This is a genomic window from Caballeronia cordobensis (assembly GCF_001544575.2).
Lineage (GTDB): Bacteria > Pseudomonadota > Gammaproteobacteria > Burkholderiales > Burkholderiaceae > Caballeronia > Caballeronia cordobensis.
In genome coordinates this window covers 23,326-49,067 of the sequence record NZ_FCNY02000015.1, presented here as the reverse complement: position 1 = coordinate 49,067, position 25,742 = coordinate 23,326, and the positions used below count along the sequence as shown (strand labels likewise).

Genomic DNA, 25,742 nt, shown 5'->3' with positions numbered 1-25,742 from the left:
TGGCCGCTTTTGCAACGTCCGAAGGCCGCAGAATCAGCCACGCCGCGCGCCAACAAACCTGATCAGAGAACGGGTGCCATGAAACGCTATCTGTCCATTTGCTTCGCTTTTCTCCTTGCCTCGATGTCTTTCACCGGCGAGGCGCTTGCACAAACGAGTCCCGATGCCGTCGTGAAGAACGCCGTCGAGGGCACCGTCAACGCCATGAAGGCCGACCCGCAGGCGCGCGGCGGCGACATGGCGAAGATCACGCAGCTCGTCGAAACGCGCTTTCTGCCCGCCACCGACTTCCAGCGCACGACGCGCATCGCGGTCGGCAAGGCCTGGGCGAGCGCCACGCCCGAGCAGCAGAAGCAGCTTTACGACCAGTTTCAGACGTTGCTGGTCCGTACCTATGCGGCGTCCCTGTCGCAATTGCGCGACCAGGACGTGAAGTTCAAGTTCGACGCGCCCAGCCTCGACGCCAACGCGAAGGACACGGTCGTCGAATCCCACGTCATCTCCACGGGCGGCGACAATCCGGTGCGTTACCGTCTGCAAAAGACGCCGCAGGGCTGGAAAATCTACGACATCGACATGATGGGCGCATGGCTTATCCAGGTCTATCAGCAACAGTTCGCCGGTCAGTTGCAAAAGGGCGGCGTGGACGCTCTCATCAAGTTCCTCTCGGAGCATAACGCCCGTTCGGCGGGTTGATCACGCGCTTCTCTCCGGCGCGGCCGGGCTTCACGTTCTGCGGTGCTCCACCGCGTACTTGATCAGCTCGGCCTGCCCGTCGATATCCAGTTTGCGCTTGAGATTCAAACGGTGCGTCTCCACCGTGCGCACTGAAAGTCCGTGCTGCTGCGCGATCTGCTTGCTGGACAAACCTTCGGCAAGCGCATCGAGAATGTCGAGTTCGCGCGGCGTCAGGCGTTCGTGCGGCGTCTGCATCGACTGTGCCTGGATCATGCGCGCGGCGAGCCCCGCGCTGAAGAACGTCTTGCCGGCGAGCACGGCGTCGATCGCCTGAATGATCTCGGCCGAGGGCGAGTCCTTGAGCACGTAGCCGCTCGCGCCCGCGCGCACCGCCTGCTTCACATACTCGACGTTGTCGTGCATCGACAACATCAGCACGCGTATGCCCGGAAAACGCTCGTGAAACAGCGCCGCCAGCTCGATGCCGCTCATGCCCGCCATGCCGACGTCCATCAGCGCGAGATCGGGCGGATTCGACTCGTCGGCGGCGAGCGCGAGCGCTTCCTTCGCATTGCCTGCCTCGCCGATCACGCGTAAATGCGGCACGGAGTCGAGCCGTGCGCGCAAGCCATCGCGCACGAGCGGGTGATCGTCCACGAGAATGATGCGGGCGGATTCAACGCTCATCGGTATATCCCTGAAAATTCGGTGCGGCGAGCGGCAACGGCACCGTCGCGGTGATCGACGTGCGGCCGAGCTGCGAACTGATCGCGAGTGCGCCGCCGAGCGTATCGAGCCGTTCTCGCATGTTGCGCAGGCCGACGCCGCTCGACGGGCTGGAAAACGCGTCGTGCGCATCGAAGCCGCGGCCGTTGTCGGTGATGTCGAGTGTGACGGCGTGCGGCGCGATATCGAGCGCGATCGCCGCGCGCGATGCCTGCGCATGCCGCGCGATGTTGGTCAGCGCTTCCTGCGCGATGCGAAACAGGACGGTATTGACGGGATCGGGCAAGATCGCGCGCTGCGCCGCACAAGGTTTGCCTTCCGTCATCGATTCGAAGCGCACTTCGATGCCGTCCTGACCGTCGAGCTCGCGCGCAAGCTGTTCGAGCGCGGCGGCGAGCCCGAGATCGTCGAGCATCGCGGGCCGCAGCGCGTGCGAGATGCGGCGCACTTCGCGCAAGGTGCCGGAGAGACGGCCCAGGCTCGTTGCCAGCGCGGCTTCGGCGGTCGGCTCGCGCGCGGCGCCGCGCTCGAACCGCGCGAGCGCCGATTCGAGCAGCAGCTTCACGGAGACGAGCATCTGGCTGATGCCGTCGTGCAGTTCGCGCGAAAGTCTTGCGCGTTCCTGCTCCTGCGAATCCACGACCTGCCGGGCGAGGCGCTTGAGCTTCGCGTCCGCGCTGCGATGTTCGCTGATGTTGAGCACCGCGCCGCACACCGCGATGATCGCGAGCGCCGCAAGCGCGATCGCGCCGATCCATTTGAGCGTGCGTTCGATGTTCGCGGCCGCCTGCGAATCGATGCGCGCGAGCGTCGTTTCGACATCCTCCAGATAAATGCCGGTGCCGATCATCCAGCCCCAGCGCGGCAGCGGCACGACATAGCCGAGCTTCGGCGCGAGCAGGCCGGTGGACGGCCGCCGCCACACATAGCGCACGTAGCCGCCGCCTTTCGACGCTTCCTCGATGAGCTGCTGGATGGTCAGCGCGCCGTTCGGATCGCGCATGAGCCAGAGATCGCGGCCGACGAGATCGGGCTGGCGCGGATGCATCAGCGACGTGCCGCGCATCGTGTAGACGAAAAAGTAGCCGTCCTGGCCGAAATCCAGCCGTTGCAGCGCGTCGAGCGCGAGGCGGCGGCGCTCGTCGTCGCTGCGCGGATCGTCGGCGGCTGCGTCGTAATAAGGCGCGACCGCGCTCATCGCCAACTCGACGTAATGCCGAAGCTCGATTTCCTTGCTCGACATATACGCGGCCTGCGTGGTTTCGTGCTGCGCCTGTGCGAGCGATTCGGCCTGCTGGCGCACGCCATAGGTGATTCCGGCGATCGCCAGTGCGAACGGCACCACTGCGAGCAAAAAAATCTTCGACTTCAGTTTCATCGATACAGGGTTTTCCGCTACGTGAAGCCACGTAGCGCGCATACGTAGTTATGCGCTTGTAAGCGCCCGGGCGAAAGCGAATACTACCGCCCAATGCGCTATCACGGCGCAACCATCGGCCGACACGGTCAATAACTAAGGAGACGCCATGAATCGGGCTTCCGGATTCCTGGTCTGGATCGCGCTCGCGCTATTGGGCGCGTTCGCATTCGGCACCATCGCGCTCGCACACGGCGAGCGTATCAGCGCACTCTGGATCGTCATCGCGGCGGTCTGCGTGTATCTCATCGCTTACCGGTTCTACTCGCGCTTCATCGCGGGCAAGGTGCTGCAACTCGACGGCCTGCGCATGACGCCCGCCGTGCGCCACAACGACGGCCTCGACTACGTGCCGACCAACCGATACGTGCTGTTCGGCCACCACTTCGCGGCGATCGCGGGCGCGGGTCCGCTCGTCGGCCCGGTGCTCGCGGCGCAGATGGGCTACACGCCCGGCATGCTGTGGATTCTCGCGGGCGTGGTGTTCGCGGGCGCGGTGCAGGACTTCGTCGTGCTGTTCATCTCGACGCGCCGCGACGGCCGCTCGCTCGGCGATCTCATCAAGATGGAGCTCGGCACCGTGCCGGGCGTGATCGCGCTGTTCGGCGCGTTCCTCATCATGGTGATCATTCTCGCGGTGCTCGCGCTCATCGTCGTGAAGGCGCTGACGAATTCGCCGTGGGGCACGTTCACCGTCGCCGCGACCATTCCGATCGCGCTCTTCATGGGCGTCTATACGCGCTACATTCGTCCGGGGAAGATCGGCGAGGTGTCGATCATCGGCTTTATCGGGCTGATGCTCGCGATCATCTACGGCGGCCAGGTGGCCGAATCGGCAGCGCTCGCGCCGTACTTCACGTTCACCGGCACGCAGCTCGTGTGGATTCTGATCGGCTACGGCTTCGTTGCGTCGGTGCTGCCGGTGTGGCTCTTGCTCGCGCCGCGCGATTATCTCTCGACGTTCCTCAAGATCGGCACGATTCTCGGCCTCGCGATCGGCATCCTGATCGTCGCGCCGGAGCTGAAGATGCCGGCGTTCACGAAGTTCGTCGATGGTTCCGGTCCGGTCTGGGCGGGCAACCTCTTCCCGTTCCTTTTCATCACGATCGCGTGCGGCGCGGTGTCGGGCTTCCATGCGCTGATCTCGTCGGGCACGACGCCCAAGATGATCGATAACGAAGTCAACATGCGCTTCATCGGCTATGGCGCGATGCTGATGGAATCGTTCGTCGCGATCATGGCGCTCGTCGCCGCCTGCGTGATCGAACCCGGCGTGTACTTCGCGATGAACAGCCCCGCCGCGCTGCTCGGCACGACGCCGGAAGCGGTCGCGCAGACCGTGTCGAGCTGGGGTTTCGCGCTGACGCCGGACATGCTGACATCGACGGCGAAGGCGGTGGGTGAAACGACGATCGTCGCGCGTGCGGGCGGCGCGCCGACGCTCGCGGTCGGCATGGCCGAGATCCTGCATCAGGTGATCGGCGGCCCGGCGATGATGGCCTTCTGGTATCACTTCGCGATTCTCTTCGAGGCGCTCTTCATCCTGACCGCCGTCGATGCGGGCACGCGCGCCGGCCGCTTCATGCTGCAGGACTTGCTCGGCACGTTCCATCCGGCGCTGCGCCGCACGGAATCGCTGCCGGCGAACTTGACCGCGACCGCGCTGTGCGTCGCCGCGTGGGGCTACTTCCTGTATCAGGGCGTGGTCGATCCGTTCGGCGGCATCAACACGCTGTGGCCGCTCTTCGGCATCTCGAACCAGATGCTCGCGGGCATCGCGCTGATGCTCGGCACCGTCGTGCTCTTCAAGATGAAGCGCGAACGCTATGCGTGGGTGACGCTCGTGCCGACCGTGTGGCTGCTCATCTGCACGTTGACGGCTGGCTGGCAGAAGATTTTCGACGCCAATCCGAAGGTCGGTTTCCTCGCGCACGCGGCCAAACTGAAAGAAGCGTTCGACGCGGGCAAGGTCATGGCCCCGGCGAAGTCGCTGCCGGAGATGCAGCGCATCATCTTCAATGATTATGTCGATGCGGCGCTGGCCGGTCTGTTCATCTTCGTGGTGCTGAGCATCGCGGTGTATGGCGTGCTGGCGGTGCTGCGCGCCCGCCGCGAATCGAAGCCGACGGTGCGCGAGACGCCGTTCGAGGCGATGCCTGCGGGCGCTTCCAGCACCGTGCGTGCGGGTCATTGAGGAGTCGAGCAATGTTCAGCGATCTTCGGCAAGCAGGACGGTATCTCGGCCAGACGATGCGCCTGATGGTCGGCATGCCCGATTACGACGCCTACGTCACGCACATGCAGACGACGCACCCCGACAAGCCTGTCATGTCGTACGCGGAGTTCTTTCGCGAGCGGCAGGAGGCGAGGTATGGCAGCGGGGCGGGGAAGTGCTGTTGACTCAGCGCTATTGAGGCAGCGCTGCTGACTTGCAGATGAGAACGCGACGGTGATGAGCCGTCGCGTTTTTTTTGGTGCGGGCGGACTGTCGCTTTTGCCTATTCCATCCGGACGAGGGTAAAATGACTATCGTCACATGACCAGGGTCGCTATCATGACTGTCAAACGAGTTTCTAAATCGGAGTTCAAGGCCAAGGCGCTTGAGTATTTCCGGCTCGTCGAATCCACGGGAGAAAGCATGATCGTGACAGACCATGGCAAGCCGGTGCTGGAAGTGCGCCGGTATGAGAGTTCGACACTTACGCCGCTAGAAGAATTGCGCGGCAGCGTGCTGTTTTGCGAAGACGCGTTCGAGCCGATTGGCGAGGGCGATTGGGAGGCGTATCGATGATCCTGCTGGACACGCATACCCTGCTGTGGTGGGTCGGCGGAGGCGCGCTCAGCAAGCAAGCGCTCTCGGCTATAAGAAAGGAATCAGGCGACGACGGCGAGATCATCGTCTCCACGATCACAGCCTGGGAAATCGCGCTGCTCGTGCGACGAGGCAAGATACGCCTTTCGATGGACGTCGGGGACTGGATCGAGAAAGTGAATCGAATCGACGGGGTGAGTTTCGTACCTGTGGACAACAATATCGCCATCAGGTCGATCGATCTGCCTGGTGAGTTTCACAATGACCCGGCAGACCGCTTGATCGTGGCGACGGCGCGTTCGCTGTCGGCGCCCATCGTCACGAAGGATCGATTGATTCGCAAGTACGAGCACGTCAAGACGATCTGGTAAGCAGCAAGAAAAAAGGCGGACGCTCACCAGCCGTCCGCCCTTTCATCGATCAACGCGACACGCGAATCAATTCACCGCCGCCGCCGCCTTCGCGCCCTTGTTCTTCTGCTTGCGTCCGATCTCTTCCAGCTTGATCTCGACATGCTTCGAGAACACGAATTCCGCCGGACGCTGCTTGTCGATCGGCAGATCCTTCGCGAACGCGCCGGTCGTGCGCGGGCCCGACAGCGCGATTTTCGCCGCCTTGAGCGGATGCGCCACCGTATCCATCACGGCAGTCGCTTCGAAGCCGCAGTGCACCATGCAGTCCGCGCACTTCTCGTACTTGCCGGTGCCGTACTTGTCCCAGTCGGTCGTTTCCATCAGTTCCTTGAAGGTCTTCACATAACCTTCGCCGACCAGATAGCACGGCTTCTGCCAGCCGAACACCGTGCGCGCCGGGTTGCCCCACGGCGTGCACTGATACGTCTGATTGCCCGCGAGAAAGTCGAGGAACAGCGTCGACTGGCTGAACGACCAGTTCTTGCCGTTGTTGCCGCGCTTGAAGATCTCGCGGAACAGATTCTTGGTCTTGTCGCGGTTCAGGAAGTGCTGCTGGTCCGGCGCGCGCTCGTACGCGTAGCCCGGCGACACGGTAATGCCATCGACGCCGATGGGACCGAGCGTATCGAAGAACTTCGCCACGCGCTCCGGTTCCGCGTCGTTGAACAGCGTGCAGTTGATGTTCACGCGAAAGCCGCGGCGCTTCGCTTCCTTGATGGCCGCGACAGCCTTGTCGTACGTGCCCGGTTGCGAGACCGAGTGATCGTGCGCCTCGCGGTCGCCGTCCAGGTGCACGGACCAGACGAAGTACGGGCTCGGCTCGTAATCGTCCATTTTCTTTTCCATCAGAAGCGCGTTCGTGCAGAGATACACGAACTTCTTGCGCGCCATGATGCCCTTTACGATCTGCGGCATTTCCTTGTGCAGGAGCGGCTCGCCGCCCGCAATGGACACGACCGGCGCGCCGCACTCGTCGACTGCTTCGAGGCATTCCTCGAGCGACAGACGCTGGTTCAGGATCGGGTCCGGATAATCGATCTTGCCGCAGCCGTTACACGCGAGATTGCAGCGGAACAGCGGTTCCAGCATCAGCGCGAGCGGATAGCGCTTCGTGCCCGTGAAGTGCTGCTTGAAAATGTAGGCGCCAACGCGGGCCTTCTGGAGCATCGGGATAGACAATTGCGTCCTCTCCTTATTCTTCGCGAATCGCGGTTGCCGCAACGGCGGCGACCGGCTGGATAAGTTTCGCGGGGAGTTTGAATTCGACCTTTTCCTCGCGGCCGTTCATCGTCGTGACTTCGACGTTGCCGAATGCGCGCAGGGCATCGATCACATGTTTGACCATTTCCTCGGGCGCCGAAGCGCCCGCGGTGAGGCCGACCGTCTGCACGTTGGCAAACCATTCCGGCCTGATCTCTGAACCGTCCGCGACGAGGTAGCTCGGCACGCCGCTTTCGGCGCCGATCTCCCGCAGACGATTCGAATTGGAGCTATTGGTCGCGCCGACCACGAGCAGCACGTCCACCTGCTTCGACAGCTCGCGCACCGCGGCCTGCCGGTTTTGCGTCGCGTAGCAGATGTCGCGCGTGTCAGGCCCGACGATATCCGTGAAGCGGCGCTGCAAGGCGTCGATGATGCCGCGCGTGTCATCGACGGACAGCGTGGTCTGCGTGACATACGCGACGGGCGTGTCGGGCGCGAGCGTCATCTTCGCGACCTCGGCTTCGCTTTGCACCAGCACGACGACGCCCGGAATCTGCCCGATCGTGCCTTCGACTTCCGGATGGCCCGCGTGGCCGATCAGAATCAGCGTGCGTCCCTGCGCGACATACTGGCGGCCTTGCACGTGAACCTTGGTGACGAGCGGGCAGGTGGCGTCCAGCACATCGAGACCGCGTGTCTGCGCGTCTTTCTCGACGCTTCGCGCGACGCCGTGCGCGCTGAAAATCGCGACCGCGCCGTGCGGCACTTCATCCAGTTCTTCGACGAAACGTGCGCCCTTGCTGCGCAGATTGTCGACGACATGACGGTTATGAACGATTTCGTGACGCACGTAGACCGGTGCGCCATGCCGTTCGAGCGCCCGATCGACGATCTCGATCGCGCGGACCACGCCCGCACAAAAGCCGCGGGGTTGAGCAAGGATAATACGCATATTCGAACGAACTCCGACTGACGCGGGTCTCGGGTTAGCCGGCGCGAAGCTCGCGCTTTCCCAAAGACGCGGCCCTGAACGACACTCGGAGACGTTCGGAAGGCCCGGGAAAGCAGATCGGAAAAAAAGACACGGTGATGTCGGTCTGCGCGCCGAAGATGACCGCGTATTCTAACGCGTTCCCTTTTTGGGTGCTCAATGCCTGTTTCAATGCCGGCGCTGGCGCGAGGCGTGTAAATACGGCGGTTCGCAGAAGCCAGTAAACTGTCGGACGCTTCGGGCCCCGCGCTGCGCGACTCGCGCGTCGCGGGCCCGTGCCGCAGGTGACCGGACTGGGCTTCCTACCTTCTCGCGCGGTGTATTTTTCGCGCAACGTTACGGTATGGACGCAGGTCGAATGCGGGTCCAGAAGCGGCCGGATCGCAGTCCGGCCGCAAAACTGTTTACAAGTGAATCATTAATTTCATGCTATTGATCGCCTGGCTCTCATTCCTGATATGGATCGTGCTGCTTTTCGCCCGCGGCGGCTTCTGGCGCGCGCAGGCTGCGCCGGCGCTGTCCGATACGACGATCCACGCCCTCGGCAACGCTGAGATCGCGCGGCGCGGCGCGTGGCCCGCGCTGGTCGCGGTCGTGCCCGCGCGCAATGAAGCCGATGTGATCGGGCGCGCGGTCGGCTCGCTGCTCAAGCAGGACTACGCGGGCGCATTCCATGTGATCGTCGTCGATGACCACAGCACCGACGGCACCGCCAGCGTCGCGCTCGCCGCCGCACGCGATCTCGGGCTCGAAGACCGCCTGACCGTGCTGACCGCCCAGCCGTTGCCGCCGGGCTGGTCGGGCAAGGTGTGGGCGCAGTCGCAGGGCATCGGCGCGATCGATTCGCTCGGCCTGCCCGCCGAGTTCCTGTTGCTGACCGATGCCGACATCTACCATCCCGCCGACGCCGCCACGCAACTCGTCGCGCGCACGATTCTCGAAGACCGCGATCTGGTCTCGCTGATGGTCCGCCTGCGCTGCGATTCGCTCTGGGAAAAAGCGCTGATTCCCGCGTTCGTCTTCTTCTTCGCGAAGCTGTATCCGTTCGCGTGGGTCAACGACGTGAAGAAGTCCACCGCGGGCGCGGCGGGCGGATGCATGCTCGTGCGCCGTTCGGCGCTGGTGGAAGCGGGCGGCATCGAATCGATCCGTCAGGAACTGATCGACGATTGCAGTCTCGCCGAGCGCATCAAGCACCGCGCGGGCCGCAACGACGCGCGTCCGATCCGCCTCGACCTCGCCGAGCGCAGCGAATCGCTGCGTCCGTACGACAACTGGCGCGAAATCTGGAACATGATCGCGCGCACCGCGTTCACGCAGTTGCGCTATTCGCCGCTGCTGCTTGCCGGCACGCTGCTCGGCATGGTGCTCATCTATCTCGTGCCGCCGGTCTTCGCGCTGGCGTTCGGCCCGCGCGCGTGGCCCGCGTGCGCGGCGTGGGCGTTCATGTGCATCGCCTATGGGCCGATGCTGCGCTATTACCGCAGATCGCTCTTGTGGGCGCCGCTCCTGCCGCTCGTCGCGTTGTTCTATGTCAGCGCGACGATCGGTTCAGCCGTGCGTTACTGGAGCGGGAAGGGCGGGCAATGGAAGGCGCGCGTGCAGGCGCCGACTCAGGAAGGTTCGTGATTGCGTGACCGCGCGGGCGGCTTCGGCAACGAAGCCGCCTTATTTTTTCGTCAACATGGCGTACAGCTCGATGACCATGTTCGGCGACAACGTGAACGGCACCCAGCCGTGCCCGCCGTGACGCATGAGCAGCAGGCGGTCGCCGTTGGGGTACTTCTGCGTCGCCATGAGCGGATTCTTGGTAGCCGCGAAGCGCCATCCCGGTGCGACGCCCATCGGCTGCTCCGCCGACATCGACGCGCGCACGTTCGACAACTCCTCGATCAGCTCGGACACGCCTTCCGGGCTCAGCTTCACGGTCTTGCCCGCGATGGTCATTTCGATGGCGTCGCGCTCCGGGCGCGACACGACGAGCGTCGGCGGCTCGTTCAGCGCGGGCGGTTCGGCGGGCGCGGCGGAATCGGTGGAATCGGCGGGTTCGCGGGCATCGCGCAATGCGGGCGGTTCGCCGGGCGAAGCAACGTTCGTCGGCGAAGCCTGTTCAGCCGGTTCAGCCGATGTCAGGTCAGATGCGGCGGCGGTCCTGAGGAGCGTGTCGAGGCTCGACTCCAGCGCGCCGAGCTGGTCTTGTAGATTCATGCGAATGTGTCTGTGTCGGTGTCTTGCAGCCGTGCGGCGAGGCAACGATTTTACCCGCTCGACTTTGGCGAGGCTGGCACAGGTTGTAACCAATTGCACCGAAGGCACGGATTACGCGGAAGAAATCGTCGGCTCAAAAACAAAACCGGCATCTCGAAAAGAGATGCCGGTTTGCCGGAACGCGCATGACGCGCGTCCGCTTCGGCCTTACTTCGCCTGAGCTTGCGCGAGTGCGTCGTTGAGCGTCTTGCTCGGGCGCATCACCGCTTCGAGCTTGGCCTCGTCCGGCTTGTAGTAGCCGCCGATATCCGCCGCATTGCCTTGCACGGCGGCGAGTTCGTCGACGATCTTTTGCTCGTTCGCAGCCAGCGTCTTGGCGAGCGGCGCGAACTGCTCGGCGAGCGCCTTGTCTTCCGTCTGCGACGCGAGTTCCTGCGCCCAGTACATCGCGAGATAGAACTGGCTGCCGCGATTGTCGAGCTGACCAGTCTTCGGCGACGGGCTCTTGTTATTGTCGAGCAGCTTGCCAGTGGCCGAATCCAGCGCCTTCGCAACAAGCTTCGCGCGCGCGTTGTCGTTCTTGATGCCGAGCTCTTCCAGCGAGACAGCCAGCGCGAGGAATTCGCCGAGCGAGTCCCAGCGCAGGTGGTTTTCCTGCACGAGCTGCTGGACGTGCTTCGGCGCCGAACCGCCCGCGCCCGTTTCATACAGGCCGCCGCCCGCCATCAGCGGAACGATCGACAGCATCTTCGCGCTGGTGCCGAGTTCCATGATCGGGAACAGGTCGGTGAGGTAGTCGCGCAGGATGTTGCCCGTGGCCGAGATCGTGTCCATGCCGCGAATCACGCGTTCGAGCGTGTAACGCATCGCGCGCACTTGCGACATGATCTGGATGTCGAGGCCGGTGGTGTCGTAATCCTTCAGGTACGTCTCGACCTTCTTGATCAGTTCGGCTTCGTGCGGACGGTACGGGTCGAGCCAGAACACGGCCGGCGTGCCCGAGTTCTTCACGCGCGTCACGGCGAGCTTGACCCAGTCGCGGATCGGCGCGTCCTTCACGAGGCACATGCGCCAGATGTCGCCCTTCTCGACTTCCTGCGTCAGCCCTTCGATGACTTCGCCCGTCGCGTTGTCGACGATGCGCGCCGTGCCGTCTTCGGCGATCTCGAAGGTCTTGTCGTGCGAGCCGTACTCTTCGGCCTTCTGCGCCATCAGGCCGACGTTCGGCACCGTGCCCATGGTCTTCGGGTCGAACGCGCCGTTGGTCTTGCAGAAGTTGATGATTTCCTGATAGATGCGCGCGAACGTGCTTTCCGGAATCAGGCACTTGGTGTCTTGCGGACGGCCGTCGGCGCCCCACATCTTGCCGCCGGCGCGGATCATCGCGGGCATCGATGCGTCGACGATCACGTCGTTCGGCGCGTGCAGGTTCGAGATGCCCTTGGCGGAATCGACCATCGCCAGCGCCGGGCGCTTTTCGTGGCACGCGTGCATGTCGCGGATGACTTCGTCGCGTTGCGATTCCGGCAATGCCTCGATCTTCGTGTACAGATCGACGAGGCCGTTGTTGACGTTGATGCCGAGTTCTTCGAAGAGCTTCGCGTGCTTCGCGAACGCGTCCTTATAGAAGACCTTCACGGCGTGGCCGAAGACGATCGGGTGCGAGACCTTCATCATGGTCGCCTTGACGTGCAGCGACAGCATGACGCCCGTGTCGAACGCGTCCTGCATCTGGTCTTCGTAGAACTCGACGAGCGCCTTCTTGCTCATGAACATGCTGTCGACGATCTCGCCGTCCTGCAGCTTGACCTTCGGCTTGAGCACGATGGTTTCGCCGCGCTTCGTGACGAGTTCCATGCGCACTTCGCGCGCTTTATCGTTCGTGACCGACTTTTCGCCGTGATAGAAGTCGCCGTGCTTCATGTGCGCGACGTGCGTGCGCGAGGCCATGCTCCACTCGCCCATGCTGTGCGGATGCTTCTTCGCGTAGTTCTTGACGGCGAGCGGCGCGCGGCGGTCCGAATTGCCTTCGCGCAGCACCGGATTCACCGCCGAGCCGAGACACTTGCCATAGCGCGCGCGGATGGCCTTCTCTTCGTCGTTCTTCGGCTCTTCGGGGTAGTCGGGCAGCTTGTAGCCCTTCGACTGCAATTCCTTGATCGCGCTCGTCAACTGATGCAGCGACGCGCTGATGTTCGGCAGCTTGATGATGTTGGTGTCGGCGTCCTGCGTGAGCTCGCCGAGCTTCGCCAGGTTGTCGGGGACCTTTTGCGCGTCGGTCAGGTATTCGGGGAATTCGCCCAGGATGCGCGCGGCCACCGAAATGTCGCTCGTCGCGACGTTGACACCCGCCGGCGCGGTGAAGGTACGGATGATCGGCAGAAAGGCGCTGGTCGCGAGCAGCGGAGCTTCGTCGGTCAGGGTGTAGATGATGGTGGGTTGCTGGTTACTCATCGCTTGTCTCGACATCCGAAAACAGGTTGGAAAAAACCGCCGGCTGCGTCACCCCTCCGGCAACAAACCGCTATTCTGCCTGATTTTGCGACGCGCGCGTGTGAATTTCGGCTCGCGCGGACGGCGAAAACAGGCGTTTATCTTGCTATATCAACGACTTAAGATTTTTCAAGTCTTATAGAAGAGTTGCGACGTTTTGCCCTCGTTGCGGCAGCCGGAACGTTTCACGCACCGATTTCGCGATTCACTAGGCGAGATAACCGTTCGCGCGGAACCATTCGAGCGCGTCGCGCAACCCTTCCCGATACGGCCGCGCGGCGTAGCCGAGCTCGCGCTCCGCCTTTGCCGACGTGAACCACATCTTGTTCTTCGACATGCGCAGCGCGTCGACCGTCACCATCGGCTCCTTGCCGCTGAATTTCGCGAACAGTTCCGCGCCGATCGCGACGGGGTAGAGCGGCCCGCGCGGCAGTTTGACGGTCGGCGGCTTGCGCCCGACGAATCCGGCGATATCCGCGAGCATCTGCTGCAAGGGCAGGTTCTCGCCGCCGAGGATATAGCGTTCGCCGATCCTGCCGCGTTCCAGCGCGAGAAAATGCCCGTTCGCGACGTCATCGACGTGCACGAGGTTCAGGCCCGTATCGACGAACGCGGGAATCTTGCCCGTCGCCGCCTCGACGATGATGCGCCCAGTCGGCGTCGGGCGCACGTCGCGCGGGCCGATCGGCGTCGACGGATTGACGATCACCGCCGGCAATGCGTTCTGCGCGACCATGCGCTCGACCGCGCGCTCGGCGAGCACCTTGCTGCGCTTGTACGCGCCGATCGTGCTCTGCGGATCGGACGGCTTCGTTTCGTCGACGATCGCGCCGGAACTCGTCACCTTCAGCGTCGCGACGCTGCTGGTATAGACGATACGCTCGACGCCTTCCGCCAGCGCCGCGCGCATCGTCGCTTCGGTGCCTTCGAGATTGGCGCGCTCGATCTCGGACGGATCGGGCGCCCAGATGCGGTAATCGGCGGCGACGTGAAACAGGAAGCGGCAGCCCTTGAGCGCGGCGCGCATCGACGCTTCGTCGCGCATGTCGCCGACCACGATCTCCGCGTTCAGCGATTCGACGTTCTTGCGCGGGCTGGTCTTGCGCACGAGCACGCGCACGTCGAAACCGCGTTCGATGGCGAGCCGCGCGACCGCGGACCCGACGAACCCCGAGGCGCCCGTGACGAGCACGCGAGAGCCGGAAAAATCAGTCATTCTTACCTCGATGAAAACGCTGGCGCGGCGGTCTTTCGTAACAACTGCCGCGCGAAAACGCATGCGCCGATCGGCTGCAAAGCCCGATGTGACAAGGACTTGCGGCTCATGCTAAGGTCGCTGCCTGCCGTCGCGCGCGGGCGCGCAAAACATGAACATAACCGGTCAACGATGCCTCAAGACACTCGAAACCTCATCTCCTGGATCTACTTCGCCATTGCTATCGCGCTCGCCGTCGTGTTCGCCGTCGACGTGCTCACGCCGATGCGCGTCGCGATCTGGGTCTTCTATCTGCTGCCGGTCGTGCTGTGCGTCTGGGTGGACCGTCCCGCCGTGCCGATCGTCACCGCGGGCGCTTCCGCGGTGCTGATGGTCGCGGGTTACGCATTGTCGCCTCTCGATCCGGACGCAAGCCGCGAAGTGCTCCAGGTGAATCGCGCGATGGGCATCGTCGTGCTGCTCACGCTCGCGGCGGTGGCGCATCTATATATCAAATCGCGGCTCGCCGTACAACGCACGACCTGGCTTCAGCAAGGCATCGTGCAATTGAGCGTGAAGCTGCGCGGCGAACAGTCTCCGGCTTCGATCGGCGTGAGCATCCTGCGTTCGATCGTGCCGTACCTGGAGGCGAAAGTCGGCGTGGTCTACGCGCTCGAAGGCGATGCGCTCGCGCGTGTCGCGGCGTGGGCCCTGCCGGACGAAAACAGCGCGCCGCGCACGATCGCGCGCGGCGAGGGGCTCGTCGGCCAGGCGCTCGCCGACGAACGCGTGCTCGAACTGCGCGATGCCTCCGCGCATTATCTGCGAACCGGTTCCGCGCTCGGCTCCGCGAAGGCTTCACGCGTCGTCATCGCGCCGCTTTTTGCCGATGGCGAAGCCGCGGGCGCGATCGAACTCGGCTTTGTCGGCGACGAAGGCCGGTTCGACGACGCCCGCGCGCTGCTCGACATGGCCGCGGAACCGATCGGCATGGCGATGCGCTCCGCGCGCTATCGCGCGCGTCTCGTGGAACTGCTCGAAGAGACGCAGCGCCAGAGCGAGGAATTGCAGGTTCAGCAGGAAGAGCTGCGGGTCTCGAACGAGGAGCTCGAAGAGCGCGGCCGCGCGTTGCAGGACTCGCAGGCGCGGCTCGAACAGCAGCAGGCCGAGCTCGAACAGACCAACGTGCAACTGGAAGAGCACACGCAGCATCTCGAACGGCAAAAGTCCGAGCTTCTGCAGGTGCAGCAGGAACTGACCGCGAATGCGCTGGAAATGGAGCGCGCGAGCCAGTACAAGTCGGAGTTCCTCGCGAACATGTCGCACGAGTTGCGCACGCCGCTCAACAGTTCGCTGATTCTCGCCAAGCTCTTGCAGGACAACAAGCAAGGCAATCTCACCGACGAGCAGGTGCGTTTCGCCGCGACGATCCATTCGTCGAACAGCGACCTGCTCGCGCTCATCAACGACATTCTGGATTTGTCCAAGGTCGAGGCGGGACAGATGGACGTGCAGTTCGCGCCCACGTCCGTCGATTCGATCTTGCAGGCGCTCAGGCAGTCGTTCGCGCCCGTCGCCGAAAGCAAGGGGCTCGAATTCGTCACCGAGCACGGCGAGAACGTGCCGGACTATTTCGTCACGGACAGCCAGCGGCTTTTGCAGGTGTTGCGCAATCTGCTCTCGAACGCGTTCAAGTTCACCGAGCGCGGCCGCGTGACGGTCGCGGCGCACCGCGCGGGCGACAACGCGCTGCGCTTCGAAGTGCGCGATACGGGCATCGGCATCGCGCGCGAGAAGCAGGACATGATCTTCCAGGCGTTCCAGCAGGCCGACGGCACCACGAGCCGCAAATACGGCGGCAGCGGGCTCGGCCTGTCGATTTCGCGCGAGTTCTCGCGTCTGCTCGGCGGTTCGGTGGCGGTGTCGAGCGAACTGGGGCACGGCAGCGTGTTCTCCGTGACGCTGCCGGTGGCCGCGCGCGAAGGCGTCGTCACCGCGAAACTCGAAGCGATCGGCCAGACGAGCGAGCCGGAGCCGGCCGCGGTCAAGCCGCAGCCGCTTCCCGTTGCGCCGCCTGTCGTGTTGCCGGAGCCCGTGGCCATCGCCGACGACCGCGCCGAGCGCAAGCGGCCTGATCGCGTGATTCTCGTCATCGAGGACGATCAGCCGTTCGCGCGCATCCTCTACGATCTCGCGCACGAGCTCGATTTCGACTGCGTGCACGCGGCCACCGCGACGCAGGGCGTCGAGCTTGCGCGCTCGCTGCAGCCGAACGGCATCCTGCTCGATATCGGCTTGCCGGACCAGTCGGGCCTCACGGTGCTCGAATGGCTCAAGCACGATCCGCTCACGCGCCACATTCCGATCCACATCGTCTCCGCGACGGATCACGCCGATGTCGCGCTGCATCTCGGCGCGATCGGCTATACGCTGAAACCGAGCGCGCGCGACGAACTCGCCCTCGCGATCCGCAAGCTCGAAGCGCGCTCGGCGCAGGGCATGCGGCGCGTGCTCGTCGTCGAGGACGACCCGGCGCTGCGCCAGAGCATTCACGCGCTGCTCGCGAGCGACACCGTGGCGATCGTCGGCGCGGGATCGATCGCGCAGGCCATCGAGGAAATGCAGCGCGGCGTGTTCGATTGCGTCGTGATGGATCTCGCGCTGCCCGACGGCTCCGGCTACGAACTGCTCGAACGCGTATCGACGAGCGGCGGGCATGCGTCGCCGCCGGTGATCGTCTACACGGGACGGCTGCTGTCGCAGGAAGAAGAGCAGCGCCTGCGCCGCTACTCGAAATCGATCATCATCAAGGGAGCGAAATCGCCGGAGCGCCTGCTCGATGAAGTCACGCTCTTCCTGCACAGCGTCGAAAGCGCGCTGCCGCCCGAACAGCAGCGCATGCTGCGCGCGGCCCGCCAGCGCGACGACGTGTTCGAAGGGCGCACGATTCTTCTCGCGGAAGACGACGTGCGCAACATCTTCGCGTTGTCGCGCGTGATCGAGCCGCTGGGTGCGACGCTCGAGATCGCGCGCAACGGCCGCGAGGCGCTCGAAGCGCTGGCGCGCCGCAACGACATCGACCTCGTGCTGATGGACGTGATGATGCCCGAGATGGACGGCCTGACCGCGATGACCGAAATCCGCAAGCAGTCGGAGCATGCGCGCCTGCCGATCATCGCGCTGACGGCGAAAGCGATGCCGAGCGACCGCGAGAAATGTCTCGAGGCGGGTGCGGACGATTACATATCGAAGCCCATCGACGTGGATAAGCTCGTGTCGCTGTGCCGCGTGTGGCTGCGGCAGCGATGAATAGATCCTAAGATGAACGACACACGGCACGACGAAGACGACACGTTCGACATCGAACTGAAGCTGATTCTGGAAGCGATCTATCTGCGCTATCAGCACGACTTCAGGCATTACTCCGTGAGTTCGCTCAGACGCAGGCTCGCGCAGGCCGTGCACGATTTCAGCCTGCCGACGCTCTCGCATTTGCAGGAGCGCATCCTGCGCGATCCGGCGCTCTTCGCGCGGCTCTTTCAGTACCTGACGGTGCAGGTGAGCGAGATGTTTCGCGACCCGCAGTACTTTCGCGCGATCCGCGAGCAGGTCGTGCCGATTCTGCAGACCTATCCGTCGATCAAGGTATGGGTCGCGGGATGCAGCAGCGGCGAAGAACTGTGGTCGCTCGCGGTGCTGTTCGCGGAGGAGAAGATCGCGGATCGCACCGTCTTCTATGCCACCGACATCAACGCCGAAGCCTTGCGTCAGGCCGAGGGCGGCATCTATCCGCTCGATCGCATGGCGGGCTTCAGCCAGAACTATCTCGCGGCGGGCGGCAAGCGCTCGCTGTCCGACTACTATCACGCGGCCTACGGCGCGGCGAAGTTCTCGCAGACGCTCAAGTCGCGCGTGGTGTTCGCCGATCACTCGCTCGCCACCGACAGCGTGTTTCTGGAAGCGCATCTGGTGTCGTGCCGCAACGTGCTGATCTATTTCGATCGCGCGCTGCAGGACCGTGCGCTCGGCCTGTTCAGCGATTCGCTCGTGCGGCGCGGCTTTCTCGGTCTCGGCAGCAAGGAGAGCCTGCGCTTTTCGAAGTACGCGGACCGCTTCGCGGACTTCAATCCGCGCGAGCGCCTTTATCAGAAGGTGTGACGATGTTCGACACTATCGGCATGCAGCACATCGGAGCGGTCGTGATCGGCGCATCGGCGGGCGGCGTCGATGCGTTGAGCCACTTGTTGCCCGCACTGCCGAAGGCGTTCGCGCCGCCGGTGCTCATCGTGGTGCATGTGCGGCAGGGCCAGCCGAGCCTCTTGCCGGCACTCTTCGCGACGCGCTGCGTCCTGCCCATCGAAGAGCCTTTCGACAAGGACGAGATCGCGCACGGCACCGTCTATTTCGCGCCGGCGGGCTATCACATGCTCGTGGAGGCGGAAGGCGGCGAGGCGCCGTCGATCGCGCTTTCGGTCGATCCGCCGGTGCGCTTCTCGCGGCCTTCGGTGGACGTGCTGTTCGAATCCGCCGCGCATGCCTACGGCGAGCGGCTGCTCGGCATCGTGCTCTCGGGCGCGAACGACGACGGCGCGCGCGGCGCGCGTGCGATCCGCGATGCGGGCGGCGCGTGCTGGGCGCAGGACCCGACGACGGCCCCGTCGCCCGCCATGCCGCTCGCGGCCATCGCGGAAGGCGCGGTGCACGAAGTACTGACGCTGGACGCAATGACGATGCGGCTTTCGCAATGCATCCGCCGCCAGCCATGAAAAGAAGGCAAGGAGTCACCAGATGACGCAACCCATCCACGTGCTGATCGTCGACGACATCCGCAATAACATCACCGCGCTCGAAGCATCGCTCGCGCGGCCGGATCTGTCGGTGCTGAAAGCCGAATCGGGGCCGGCCGCGCTCGAACTGCTGCTCAAGCACGAAGTCGCGCTGGCGATTCTCGATGTCAACATGCCCGGCATGGACGGCTTCGAGCTCGCCGAACTGATGCGCGGCAGCCCGCGCACGGCGCACGTGCCGATCATCTTTCTCACGGCCACGGCGCAGGACACGAACCGCACGTTTCGCGGCTACGAAGCGGGCGCGGTGGACTTTCTCTACAAGCCGTTCGATTCGCGCATCCTCAATTCGAAGGTCGATGTCTTCATCCAGATGGAGCGGCAGAAGCAACAGCTCGCGACGCAACTCGCGACCGTGCAGCAACTCCTCGATGCGAACGAAATGCTCATGGCCGTGCTCGGACACGATCTGCGCACGCCGCTTTCGGCGGTGATCGCGTCGGCGGAATATCTGTCGCGCTTCGTGAAGGACGAGAACGTCGCGAATATCGGCGAGCGCATCAAGTCGAGCGGCATGCGCATGGTGCGCATGGTCGATCAGTTGCTGAACCTTGCGCGCCTGCGTGGCGGGCGCGTCACGCTGCAGCCGCGCGCGGTGGAACTGATGACGCTGGCGAAGAATATCGTCGACGAATACGAGGCGCGCGTCGGCAAGGGGCGCGTGTTCGTGCTGCGTCAGGGCGACACGCTCCTGCAAGGCGACGGCGATCTGCTTTCGCAGGTCTTCTCGAATCTCATCGGCAACGCGCTGCAGCACGGGCTCGAAGGATCGGCGATTCAGGTGCGCCTTCAGGGCGATGCCGACGATGTGACCATCAGCGTGCAGAACGCCGGCGAAATACCCGCCGACGTGGTGCCGACGATCTTCGCGCCGTATCGTTCGGGCCGGCGTCAGCATGAATCGAGCGGCCTCGGGCTCGGGCTCTACATCACGCGCGAGATCGCGCAGATGCACGGCGGCGACGTCAGGGTGCGATCCACAGCCGAAGCCGGCACGACCTTCGAGGTGACGCTGCCGCGCGTGTTTCACCCGCGTCCGGGCGAGCGCGCGGACGGGGCGCAGCCGTTCAGGCTGAGCTGAATCTACAATGCGGCCTATGAACGACGAACGAAGGGAGTCCGCAATGCCAGGCCCGGATCTGGATACGAGAATCGAAACCTATTACGTGCGCGTGCGCGGCGTCGTGCAGGGCGTGGGCTTTCGCCATCACACGGTCAGGAAGGCGCATGCGCTCGGCGTGCGCGGCTGGGTCGCCAATCTCGATGACGGCTCGGTCGAAGCGGTCGTGCAGGGCGCGGCCAATCAGGTCGATCTGATGCTCGAATGGCTGCGACGCGGGCCGCCGCATGCCCGCGTCACCGACTTTCACAGCGAAGAGCGCCACGTCGAAAAACGCTACGAGCGCTTCGAGCAGCACTAACGCGCGACCAGCAAGCTCTCCGCGAACTGCCATTCCTCATCGCGCCACTGGTGCGTGCATTCGAAGCCCGCGTCGGCGGCGATCGGCGCGACTTCCTCGGCGGCGTACTTGTGGCTGCTTTCCGTCCAGATCGTCTCGCCTTCGCGGAATTCCACGCGCAAGTCCGCCTCGCGCACGCGCACGGAAAGCGCACGCTTCGCGCGCAGGTGCATTTCGATGCTGCGCGCATCCGGATTGAAACGCGCGACGTGCTCGAACGCATCGAGCGGAAAATCGCCGCCCAGCTCGCGATTGATGCGCGCGAGCATGTTCAGGTTGAACGCGGCCGTGACGCCGATCGGATCGTCATACGCGGCGATCAGCACCGGCAGCGGCTTGATGAGATCGGTGCCGAGCAGAAGCGCATCGCCGGGCTTGAGCATGCCGCGAATCGAGCGCAGAAACCGGGTCGCGGCGAGCCGCGCGAAATTGCCGATGGTGCTGCCGAGAAACAGCACGAGCAGCCTTTCGCCATCCTTGCGCCTTGCGCTCACTTCCGACAGGCCGGCGAGATAGTCGCGCTCATGTCCGACGATCGACACGCGTTCGATGTCGCTCAGTTCGCGCCGGCACAACTGCAGCGCGGTGCGAGAAATTTCAATCGGATGGTAAGCGGTGGGCTGCTTTTTACACAGCGCTTCCAGAATGCGGCGCGTCTTGCGGCCGCTGCCGCTGCCCAGTTCCGCCACTTGTATTTCGCCTGACAAGGCCGCGACGATGTCCGTCGCATGATCCTTCAGCACGCGTTCTTCGGCGCGCGTCACCCCGTATTCGGGCAGCGCAGTGATGACTTCGAAGAGGGCCGAGCCGACTTCGTCATACAGATACATCGAGGGCAGTTCTTTTTGCGGGCGCTTGCTGAGTCCTACGTACACGGCCTCCGCGAAGGCGTTGGCGAAGCGGGGCGACAAGGCAGGTTGAGTCATGACGTCTCCATCGATGCGGCGTTTTCTTCGCGTGCCTTCAGCGAAAAACGAGGGCACGGCGCGTGTTGCTGCGGATGCAATGACGTGAGCGGCGGAGGAAACGCGCGAGCTGCCGCTCGGACTTCGGGACCGGACCGGCCAATCGCGCGCCGGACCGGCAAGGGTCGCCGATCATCGTGACCGGCTGAAGACAGTCGCGTGAGACGGCGTTCACGCGATGAAGTTCACGTCGAAATGCGACGCGTCTGACAAGCAAGAAGCGCGCACGCCGGCGAATCGTGTATGAAGCGGGTTTTGAAAAAGACGCTCGCGCTGCGATTAGAATGCGCTCTCGCCGTTTCGATCGGCGTGCATTCACTTTCGCGCGAGGGCGCTTCTTTTTCGATGAATCAGCATGATCTGGGGCGCGGCATCGCGCTGTCCGTGGCGGCTTCCACGCTTTTCGCGCTCATGTCCGGCTATACGAAATGGCTCGCGCCGCTCGATGGCCTCGACATCTTCGCCTGGCGCATCTTGTGGACGCTGCCCGGCGCGCTTGCGCTCGTCGCCGTGCGAAAACGCTGGCCGCAATTATGCGCGCTCGTCGCGAAGCTCGCCAAAACGCCGCATCTGCTGCTTGCGTTCGCCGCCGCCGCCGCGTTGCTCGGCGTGCAGTTGTGGATTTTTCTCTGGGCGCCGCTGCACGGGCGTGCGCTCGAAGTCTCGCTGGGCTATTTTCTCTTGCCGCTCGCGATGGTGCTGCTTGGGCGCTTCCATTACGGCGAGCGGCTCGATGCTTTCCAGTGGGCGGGCGTCGCCGCCGCGTCCGTCGGCGTGGCGCACGAACTCATCGTCACGCATGCGTTCGCATGGCCGACGCTCGTCGTGATGCTCGGCTATCCGCCGTATTTCATGCTGCGGCGCAAGCTCAATGCCGATCCGCTCGTGTCGTTCGCGGTGGAAATCATGTTGATGGCGCCCGTCGCGGCCATCATGCTGTTCGTGCGCGGCTCGTTCGCGGAGATCGCGGGCGAGCCGCATCTCTGGCTGCTGCTGTTGCCGGGGCTGGGCGCGCTGAGCACGATCGCGCTCGCCTCGTATCTGCGCGCGAGCCGTCATCTGCCGATCGCGCTGTTCGGCATTCTCGGTTATGTGGAGCCGGTGCTGCTCGTCGGCGTGGCCGTGCTCTTGCTCGGCGAGCCGTTTTCATCGCGTGAACTGGGCACGTATGTGCCGATCTGGATCGCCGTCCTGCTGACGGGCGTGCACAGCGCGCGGCTCCTGATGCGCGAACGTTCGCGCAGGCAGGCCTTGCCAATGAGCGAGCATCACGCGAGCGTCGAACACGAAACGGTGGCGGAGGAGATTGAGCGCGTCGATTAACGCACGGCGCGCGCGTCGATCGCATCGCGCAGGCCGCGCATGAGACCGAGCCCGAACAGCAACTCGATGAGAATGAAAAGCGGCCCGATCAATAGCCCGATGATGTCGTCGACGAACGCGGGCTTGCGATGCTCGTAGCGCACATGTCCGACGAACTGAAACACCCAGCCGATCACGAAAAAGCCGATGCCGATGGCAAGCCATGTCGATGTGACCTGCGACGCGGCCCACCGCCCGAACGCCGCGCTCGCAGCGGACACGATACCCATCGCGATGCCGAGCGGCACATCGAGCCAGAGATAATAGAGCGTGGCGAGCGCGAACAGCACGCAGGCCGGCGTGAGCATGAACGCGCCCGAGAGCACGGGCCACGCGGGCCGGCTCAGCAACGCGGCAATGGCGAGCACGATCAGAGGAATGCCGACGAAGTGCGTCGCGATATTGCGCCTGTCGCGATGATAAGCGGCGTACTGCGACAACTGATCGGTCAGCGTGCGCATGGCGGGGCGTCTCCTTCTTTTTATGTTTCACCCATGATAAGCCGCGCGCCGATCACGCAACTAGAGCATTTCCTTTAGTCGAAAGCAAAAAGGCGAGCCCGAAGACTCGCCTTGTGGAACGCACCGGTTGATTATCCAGCGTGCCCGGTGCGCGATGCGATGACGCCGGCCTCCCTTACTTCTTCGCCGCGTCTACCTTCGCATCGGCCGCCGCCTTGTTAGCGTCGCTTTGTGCCTCGACTTTCTCCTTATCGGCCTTCGCTTGCGCCACGTTGGCATCCTTCGATGCCTCGTGCTTCTTCTTGTCGGCCTTCGTCTGCGCAGCGTGCTTCTTTTTGTCGGCTTTCGCCTGTGCCTTGGCGGCATCACCGCGGGCGTCGGAAGCTTGTTCCGGCGTGGTCGCCTGCGCTACCTTCGCGGCTTCCTTGTTGGCGTCGGCTTGCGCCGATGCCTTGTCCTCGTTCGCCGATGCCTGCGCCTTCGCGGCATCGTGCTGCGCTTCCGCCTTCTTCTTGTTGGCGGTCGCCTGGGCTTCGGCCTTTTCGTTATTGGCCTTCAGTTGCGCTTTGCCGGCATCGGTGGTGGCGGTTTGCGCGAATGCGGTGGAGACAAGCATGGCGGATGCGAGAGCAGCGACGATCTTCTTCATGGTTTGAAACTCCCTTGGATCTTTTAATAAGGACACGAGGCGCAGTGCGCCGCGCTGAGGATGAAAACGCCGTGTCCGTCGATATAGTTGACGTTCTTCTGGTGACAAAGCGTAACCAGTGGCGAGCAAATGAAACGGCGTACGGTAAAAGCGGCTGAGCCGTTTGCGTAAGGCGATCCGCATTACCGGCCGCAGCAAAAAGCTTGTTACGATTTCGCGAATTCGCATCCATTTGTAACTAGCCTTAGGGTAATTCGGTATCCGAATCGAATTTTCTTTTAGCAGATTTCCAACGCCGTATTTGTAATCGTTGAAATGCACAGTTACCAACTGCAGCAGTTATTTCTTAGCCGGTTGCTTAAGATGACTTCCACGAACCCGGCCAAACGGGAAATGGAGAAGCTCATGAAACGCGCAGCAATTGTCTTGACGATGATCGGCAGTCTGACGATGGCCGGCCAGGCATCGGCGCATGGACACGGCGGCGGCGGCCATCACGGTGGCGGCGGCGATGGCGGCGCGATTGTCGGTGCATTGATCGGCGGCGCGGTGCTGGGTGCGCTGGTGACGTCGGTCGCGAACGCACAGCCGGTGTACGCGCAACCGGCCTATGCGCAACCCGTCTATGAACAGCCCGAGTACGCGCAACCGGTGTACGCCCAACCGGCGCAGCCGCCTGGCTACTGCTACGACAACTATCGCCGCGCCTATGTGCCTTGCGGTTATTGATTCGATGCCGGATGCGGCACGTCGCTTGCGCTGATGCGCACACGGTCGTCGCATCCGATACGTTGCCGCGACCGGCAGGCAAACTCTGGAGACGTGCGATGAACGCGACTACGAAGAAGCTGGTGATTTCGGCGCTGGTGTTGGGCTTGTCGGGCGGCGCCTATGCGCAGGCGGGCGGCTCGATGGGCGCGGGCGGCAATGGGTCGTCGGGGGCGGGGTCGGCTGCGGGTGGCAAGGGCGGCGCCACCGGCATGGGCGGCGCGGCGGACAGCACCACGGGCACCGGCGCGAAGAGCGGCATGAGCAACGACGCCACCAATGGCATGGGCCAGGACAAGGGCACGGTGCAACGCAGCGTGCCGAATAACGGCGACATGAACTCGGGCGGCATGAAGTCGAACGGAACCGGCACGCACAAGGCGTATTGATGCGGACGGCGGCGCGCGAGAAACAGCGTGAGACTTACTGACCGGCCGCTGATGCCGCATCCACCGATGCAGCCGGCTCGAAGGTCTTCGCGCGCAAGCTGACCTTTTCGGCATAGGCGCGCGAGCCGCCGTAGTTTTTCAGCGCGGCGTCCATGTCGCCCTGCGCGGACTTCATATAGCCGTAGAGGATGGCCGACCCGGTTTCGATGTTGTCTTCCGGGTCCGTCAGATCCACGTTACGCACGAGCTTCTTGTGCGCCGACGGCACCACCTGCATCAGCCCCGTGGCGTTGTTCGGCCCCTTCGCCGTTTCCTTGAAGCGCGATTCGATCGAAATGATGGCGAGCAGCAGCGCGGGCGGGAGCGAATATTTCGCCGCCGATGCCATGACCGCCGACGCGATGGTTTGCGCCTTTTCGCGCGCCACGCCGAACTTCCGGGTGAGCATGTTCGAAATCTTGTGACCGGCTTCCTGTGCCTTCGGGTCTTGCGCGGCGGCGTCGCTGGCGGCGGCGCTCGTCGGCGCTTCCTGGGCGAGCGCGGTGTGCGCGGAACTCAACGAGAAGGCAAGCGCGGCAAAGAAGACGAGGATACGACGCATCGGACGGGAGAGATCAAAGCGGAACCGCATTATAGCCACATAAAAAACCTATGTGGATCAGGTACTTGTCTTAAATATGATGTTTATTTTGACAATTCGGCATG

Annotated in this window: 25 protein-coding genes; 14 read left to right on the top strand and 11 right to left on the bottom strand. The window is 63.7% G+C overall.

Annotated elements, in window-relative coordinates; genetic code table 11:
• Nucleotides 1-78 precede the first annotated feature (78 nt).
• Entirely contained in the window at nt 79-696 is a 618-nt protein-coding gene (locus AWB70_RS26030) for an MlaC/ttg2D family ABC transporter substrate-binding protein (RefSeq protein WP_014251618.1), read from the top strand.
• 30 nt (nt 697-726) lie between these two features.
• Here the strand turns inward: AWB70_RS26030 and AWB70_RS26025 are convergent, their stop codons facing one another.
• The gene (locus AWB70_RS26025; protein ID WP_014251619.1) at nt 727-1,365 is read right to left on the bottom strand and encodes a response regulator; all 639 of its coding nucleotides are present in this window, start codon (nt 1,363-1,365) and stop codon (nt 727-729) included.
• Nucleotides 1,355-2,782, bottom strand: a complete 1,428-nt coding sequence (locus AWB70_RS26020; protein WP_053569742.1) for a cache domain-containing protein — start codon at nt 2,780-2,782, stop codon at nt 1,355-1,357. Before AWB70_RS26020 ends, AWB70_RS26025 begins: the two co-directional genes overlap by 11 nt.
• Nucleotides 2,783-2,930: 148 nt before the next feature.
• Here AWB70_RS26020 and AWB70_RS26015 point away from each other — a divergent pair, with 148 nt between their 5' ends.
• The 4 genes from AWB70_RS26015 (at nt 2,931) to AWB70_RS26000 (ending at nt 6,004) form a co-directional block, all read left to right on the top strand.
• Entirely contained in the window at nt 2,931-5,015 is a 2,085-nt protein-coding gene (locus tag AWB70_RS26015) for a carbon starvation CstA family protein (RefSeq protein ID WP_045452643.1), read from the top strand.
• Between the two features lie 11 nt (nt 5,016-5,026).
• On the top strand, nt 5,027-5,221 hold the full coding sequence (locus tag AWB70_RS26010; RefSeq protein WP_008354281.1) for a YbdD/YjiX family protein: 195 nt from the start codon (nt 5,027-5,029) through the stop codon (nt 5,219-5,221).
• A gap of 151 nt (nt 5,222-5,372) precedes the next feature.
• Nucleotides 5,373-5,612 carry a type II toxin-antitoxin system Phd/YefM family antitoxin gene (locus AWB70_RS26005; protein ID WP_374730260.1) on the top strand — a complete coding sequence of 80 codons (240 nt, stop codon included), beginning with the start codon at nt 5,373-5,375 and terminating at the stop codon, nt 5,610-5,612.
• On the top strand, nt 5,609-6,004 hold the full coding sequence (locus AWB70_RS26000; protein WP_053569743.1) for a type II toxin-antitoxin system VapC family toxin: 396 nt from the start codon (nt 5,609-5,611) through the stop codon (nt 6,002-6,004). The genes AWB70_RS26005 and AWB70_RS26000 overlap by 4 nt, the downstream gene beginning before the upstream one ends.
• A gap of 66 nt (nt 6,005-6,070) precedes the next feature.
• On the opposite strand, the gene hpnH is transcribed toward AWB70_RS26000, so the two are convergent.
• Nucleotides 6,071-7,225, bottom strand: a complete 1,155-nt coding sequence (hpnH, locus tag AWB70_RS25995; protein ID WP_014251624.1) for an adenosyl-hopene transferase HpnH — start codon at nt 7,223-7,225, stop codon at nt 6,071-6,073.
• 13 nt (nt 7,226-7,238) lie between these two features.
• Nucleotides 7,239-8,201 (bottom strand): 4-hydroxy-3-methylbut-2-enyl diphosphate reductase, encoded by a 963-nt coding sequence (gene ispH, locus AWB70_RS25990; RefSeq protein ID WP_045452649.1) that lies wholly within the window; start codon nt 8,199-8,201, stop codon nt 7,239-7,241.
• A 465-nt stretch (nt 8,202-8,666) separates the two neighbouring features.
• On the opposite strand from ispH, the gene AWB70_RS25985 reads away from it, so the two are divergent.
• A complete protein-coding gene (locus AWB70_RS25985) occupies nt 8,667-9,869 on the top strand; it encodes a glycosyltransferase (RefSeq protein WP_041732003.1) in 1,203 nt (400 codons plus the stop codon).
• A gap of 39 nt (nt 9,870-9,908) precedes the next feature.
• Here the strand turns inward: AWB70_RS25985 and AWB70_RS25980 are convergent, their stop codons facing one another.
• The 3 genes from AWB70_RS25980 to hpnA form a co-directional block, all read right to left on the bottom strand.
• Complete coding sequence (locus tag AWB70_RS25980) at nt 9,909-10,448, bottom strand: hypothetical protein (protein WP_053569744.1); 540 nt, start codon at nt 10,446-10,448, stop codon at nt 9,909-9,911.
• Between the two features lie 207 nt (nt 10,449-10,655).
• Complete coding sequence (locus AWB70_RS25975) at nt 10,656-12,902, bottom strand: NADP-dependent isocitrate dehydrogenase (RefSeq protein ID WP_045455420.1); 2,247 nt, start codon at nt 12,900-12,902, stop codon at nt 10,656-10,658.
• 247 nt (nt 12,903-13,149) lie between these two features.
• Complete coding sequence (hpnA, locus tag AWB70_RS25970) at nt 13,150-14,157, bottom strand: hopanoid-associated sugar epimerase (protein WP_053569745.1); 1,008 nt, start codon at nt 14,155-14,157, stop codon at nt 13,150-13,152.
• A 171-nt stretch (nt 14,158-14,328) separates the two neighbouring features.
• Here hpnA and AWB70_RS25965 point away from each other — a divergent pair, with 171 nt between their 5' ends.
• Genes AWB70_RS25965 through AWB70_RS25945 form a run of 5 tightly spaced genes read left to right on the top strand, consistent with a single transcriptional unit; the run spans nt 14,329 to nt 20,404 of the window.
• Nucleotides 14,329-17,445: a response regulator gene (locus AWB70_RS25965; protein WP_053569746.1), complete on the top strand. Its 3,117-nt coding sequence runs from the start codon at nt 14,329-14,331 to the stop codon at nt 17,443-17,445.
• A 12-nt stretch (nt 17,446-17,457) separates the two neighbouring features.
• The gene (locus AWB70_RS25960; RefSeq protein WP_014251631.1) at nt 17,458-18,294 is read left to right on the top strand and encodes a CheR family methyltransferase; all 837 of its coding nucleotides are present in this window, start codon (nt 17,458-17,460) and stop codon (nt 18,292-18,294) included.
• Between the two features lie 2 nt (nt 18,295-18,296).
• Nucleotides 18,297-18,902: a chemotaxis protein CheB gene (locus AWB70_RS25955; protein WP_231927783.1), complete on the top strand. Its 606-nt coding sequence runs from the start codon at nt 18,297-18,299 to the stop codon at nt 18,900-18,902.
• Nucleotides 18,903-18,924: 22 nt separating this feature from the next.
• On the top strand, nt 18,925-20,064 hold the full coding sequence (locus AWB70_RS25950) for a hybrid sensor histidine kinase/response regulator (protein ID WP_014251633.1): 1,140 nt from the start codon (nt 18,925-18,927) through the stop codon (nt 20,062-20,064).
• Between the two features lie 43 nt (nt 20,065-20,107).
• On the top strand, nt 20,108-20,404 hold the full coding sequence (locus tag AWB70_RS25945; RefSeq protein WP_014251634.1) for an acylphosphatase: 297 nt from the start codon (nt 20,108-20,110) through the stop codon (nt 20,402-20,404).
• Here AWB70_RS25945 and egtD read toward each other — a convergent pair.
• Nucleotides 20,401-21,369, bottom strand: coding sequence for an L-histidine N(alpha)-methyltransferase (gene egtD, locus AWB70_RS25940; protein ID WP_014251635.1), 969 nt, complete (start codon nt 21,367-21,369; stop codon nt 20,401-20,403). The genes AWB70_RS25945 and egtD overlap by 4 nt on opposite strands.
• A gap of 384 nt (nt 21,370-21,753) precedes the next feature.
• Between egtD and rarD the strand changes: the two genes are divergently transcribed.
• Nucleotides 21,754-22,731, top strand: a complete 978-nt coding sequence (gene rarD, locus AWB70_RS25935; RefSeq protein ID WP_053569881.1) for an EamA family transporter RarD — start codon at nt 21,754-21,756, stop codon at nt 22,729-22,731.
• Here the strand turns inward: rarD and AWB70_RS25930 are convergent.
• Together AWB70_RS25930 and AWB70_RS39740 are read right to left on the bottom strand one after the other, a co-directional pair.
• Entirely contained in the window at nt 22,728-23,231 is a 504-nt protein-coding gene (locus tag AWB70_RS25930; protein ID WP_053569747.1) for an Mpo1 family 2-hydroxy fatty acid dioxygenase, read from the bottom strand. The two genes, rarD and AWB70_RS25930, sit on opposite strands and share 4 nt — an antisense overlap.
• A 175-nt stretch (nt 23,232-23,406) precedes the next feature.
• The gene (locus AWB70_RS39740) at nt 23,407-24,201 is read right to left on the bottom strand and encodes a hypothetical protein (protein WP_235024352.1); all 795 of its coding nucleotides are present in this window, start codon (nt 24,199-24,201) and stop codon (nt 23,407-23,409) included.
• Nucleotides 24,202-24,285: 84 nt separating this feature from the next.
• Here AWB70_RS39740 and AWB70_RS25920 point away from each other — a divergent pair, with 84 nt between their 5' ends.
• A complete protein-coding gene (locus AWB70_RS25920; protein WP_053569882.1) occupies nt 24,286-24,609 on the top strand; it encodes a hypothetical protein in 324 nt (107 codons plus the stop codon).
• Nucleotides 24,610-24,707: 98 nt separating this feature from the next.
• Nucleotides 24,708-25,037 (top strand): hypothetical protein, encoded by a 330-nt coding sequence (locus AWB70_RS25915; RefSeq protein WP_053569748.1) that lies wholly within the window; start codon nt 24,708-24,710, stop codon nt 25,035-25,037.
• Nucleotides 25,038-25,071: 34 nt separating this feature from the next.
• On the opposite strand, the gene AWB70_RS25910 is transcribed toward AWB70_RS25915, so the two are convergent.
• Nucleotides 25,072-25,638: a transglycosylase SLT domain-containing protein gene (locus AWB70_RS25910; protein WP_053569749.1), complete on the bottom strand. Its 567-nt coding sequence runs from the start codon at nt 25,636-25,638 to the stop codon at nt 25,072-25,074.
• Between the last annotated feature and the right edge of the window lie 104 nt (nt 25,639-25,742).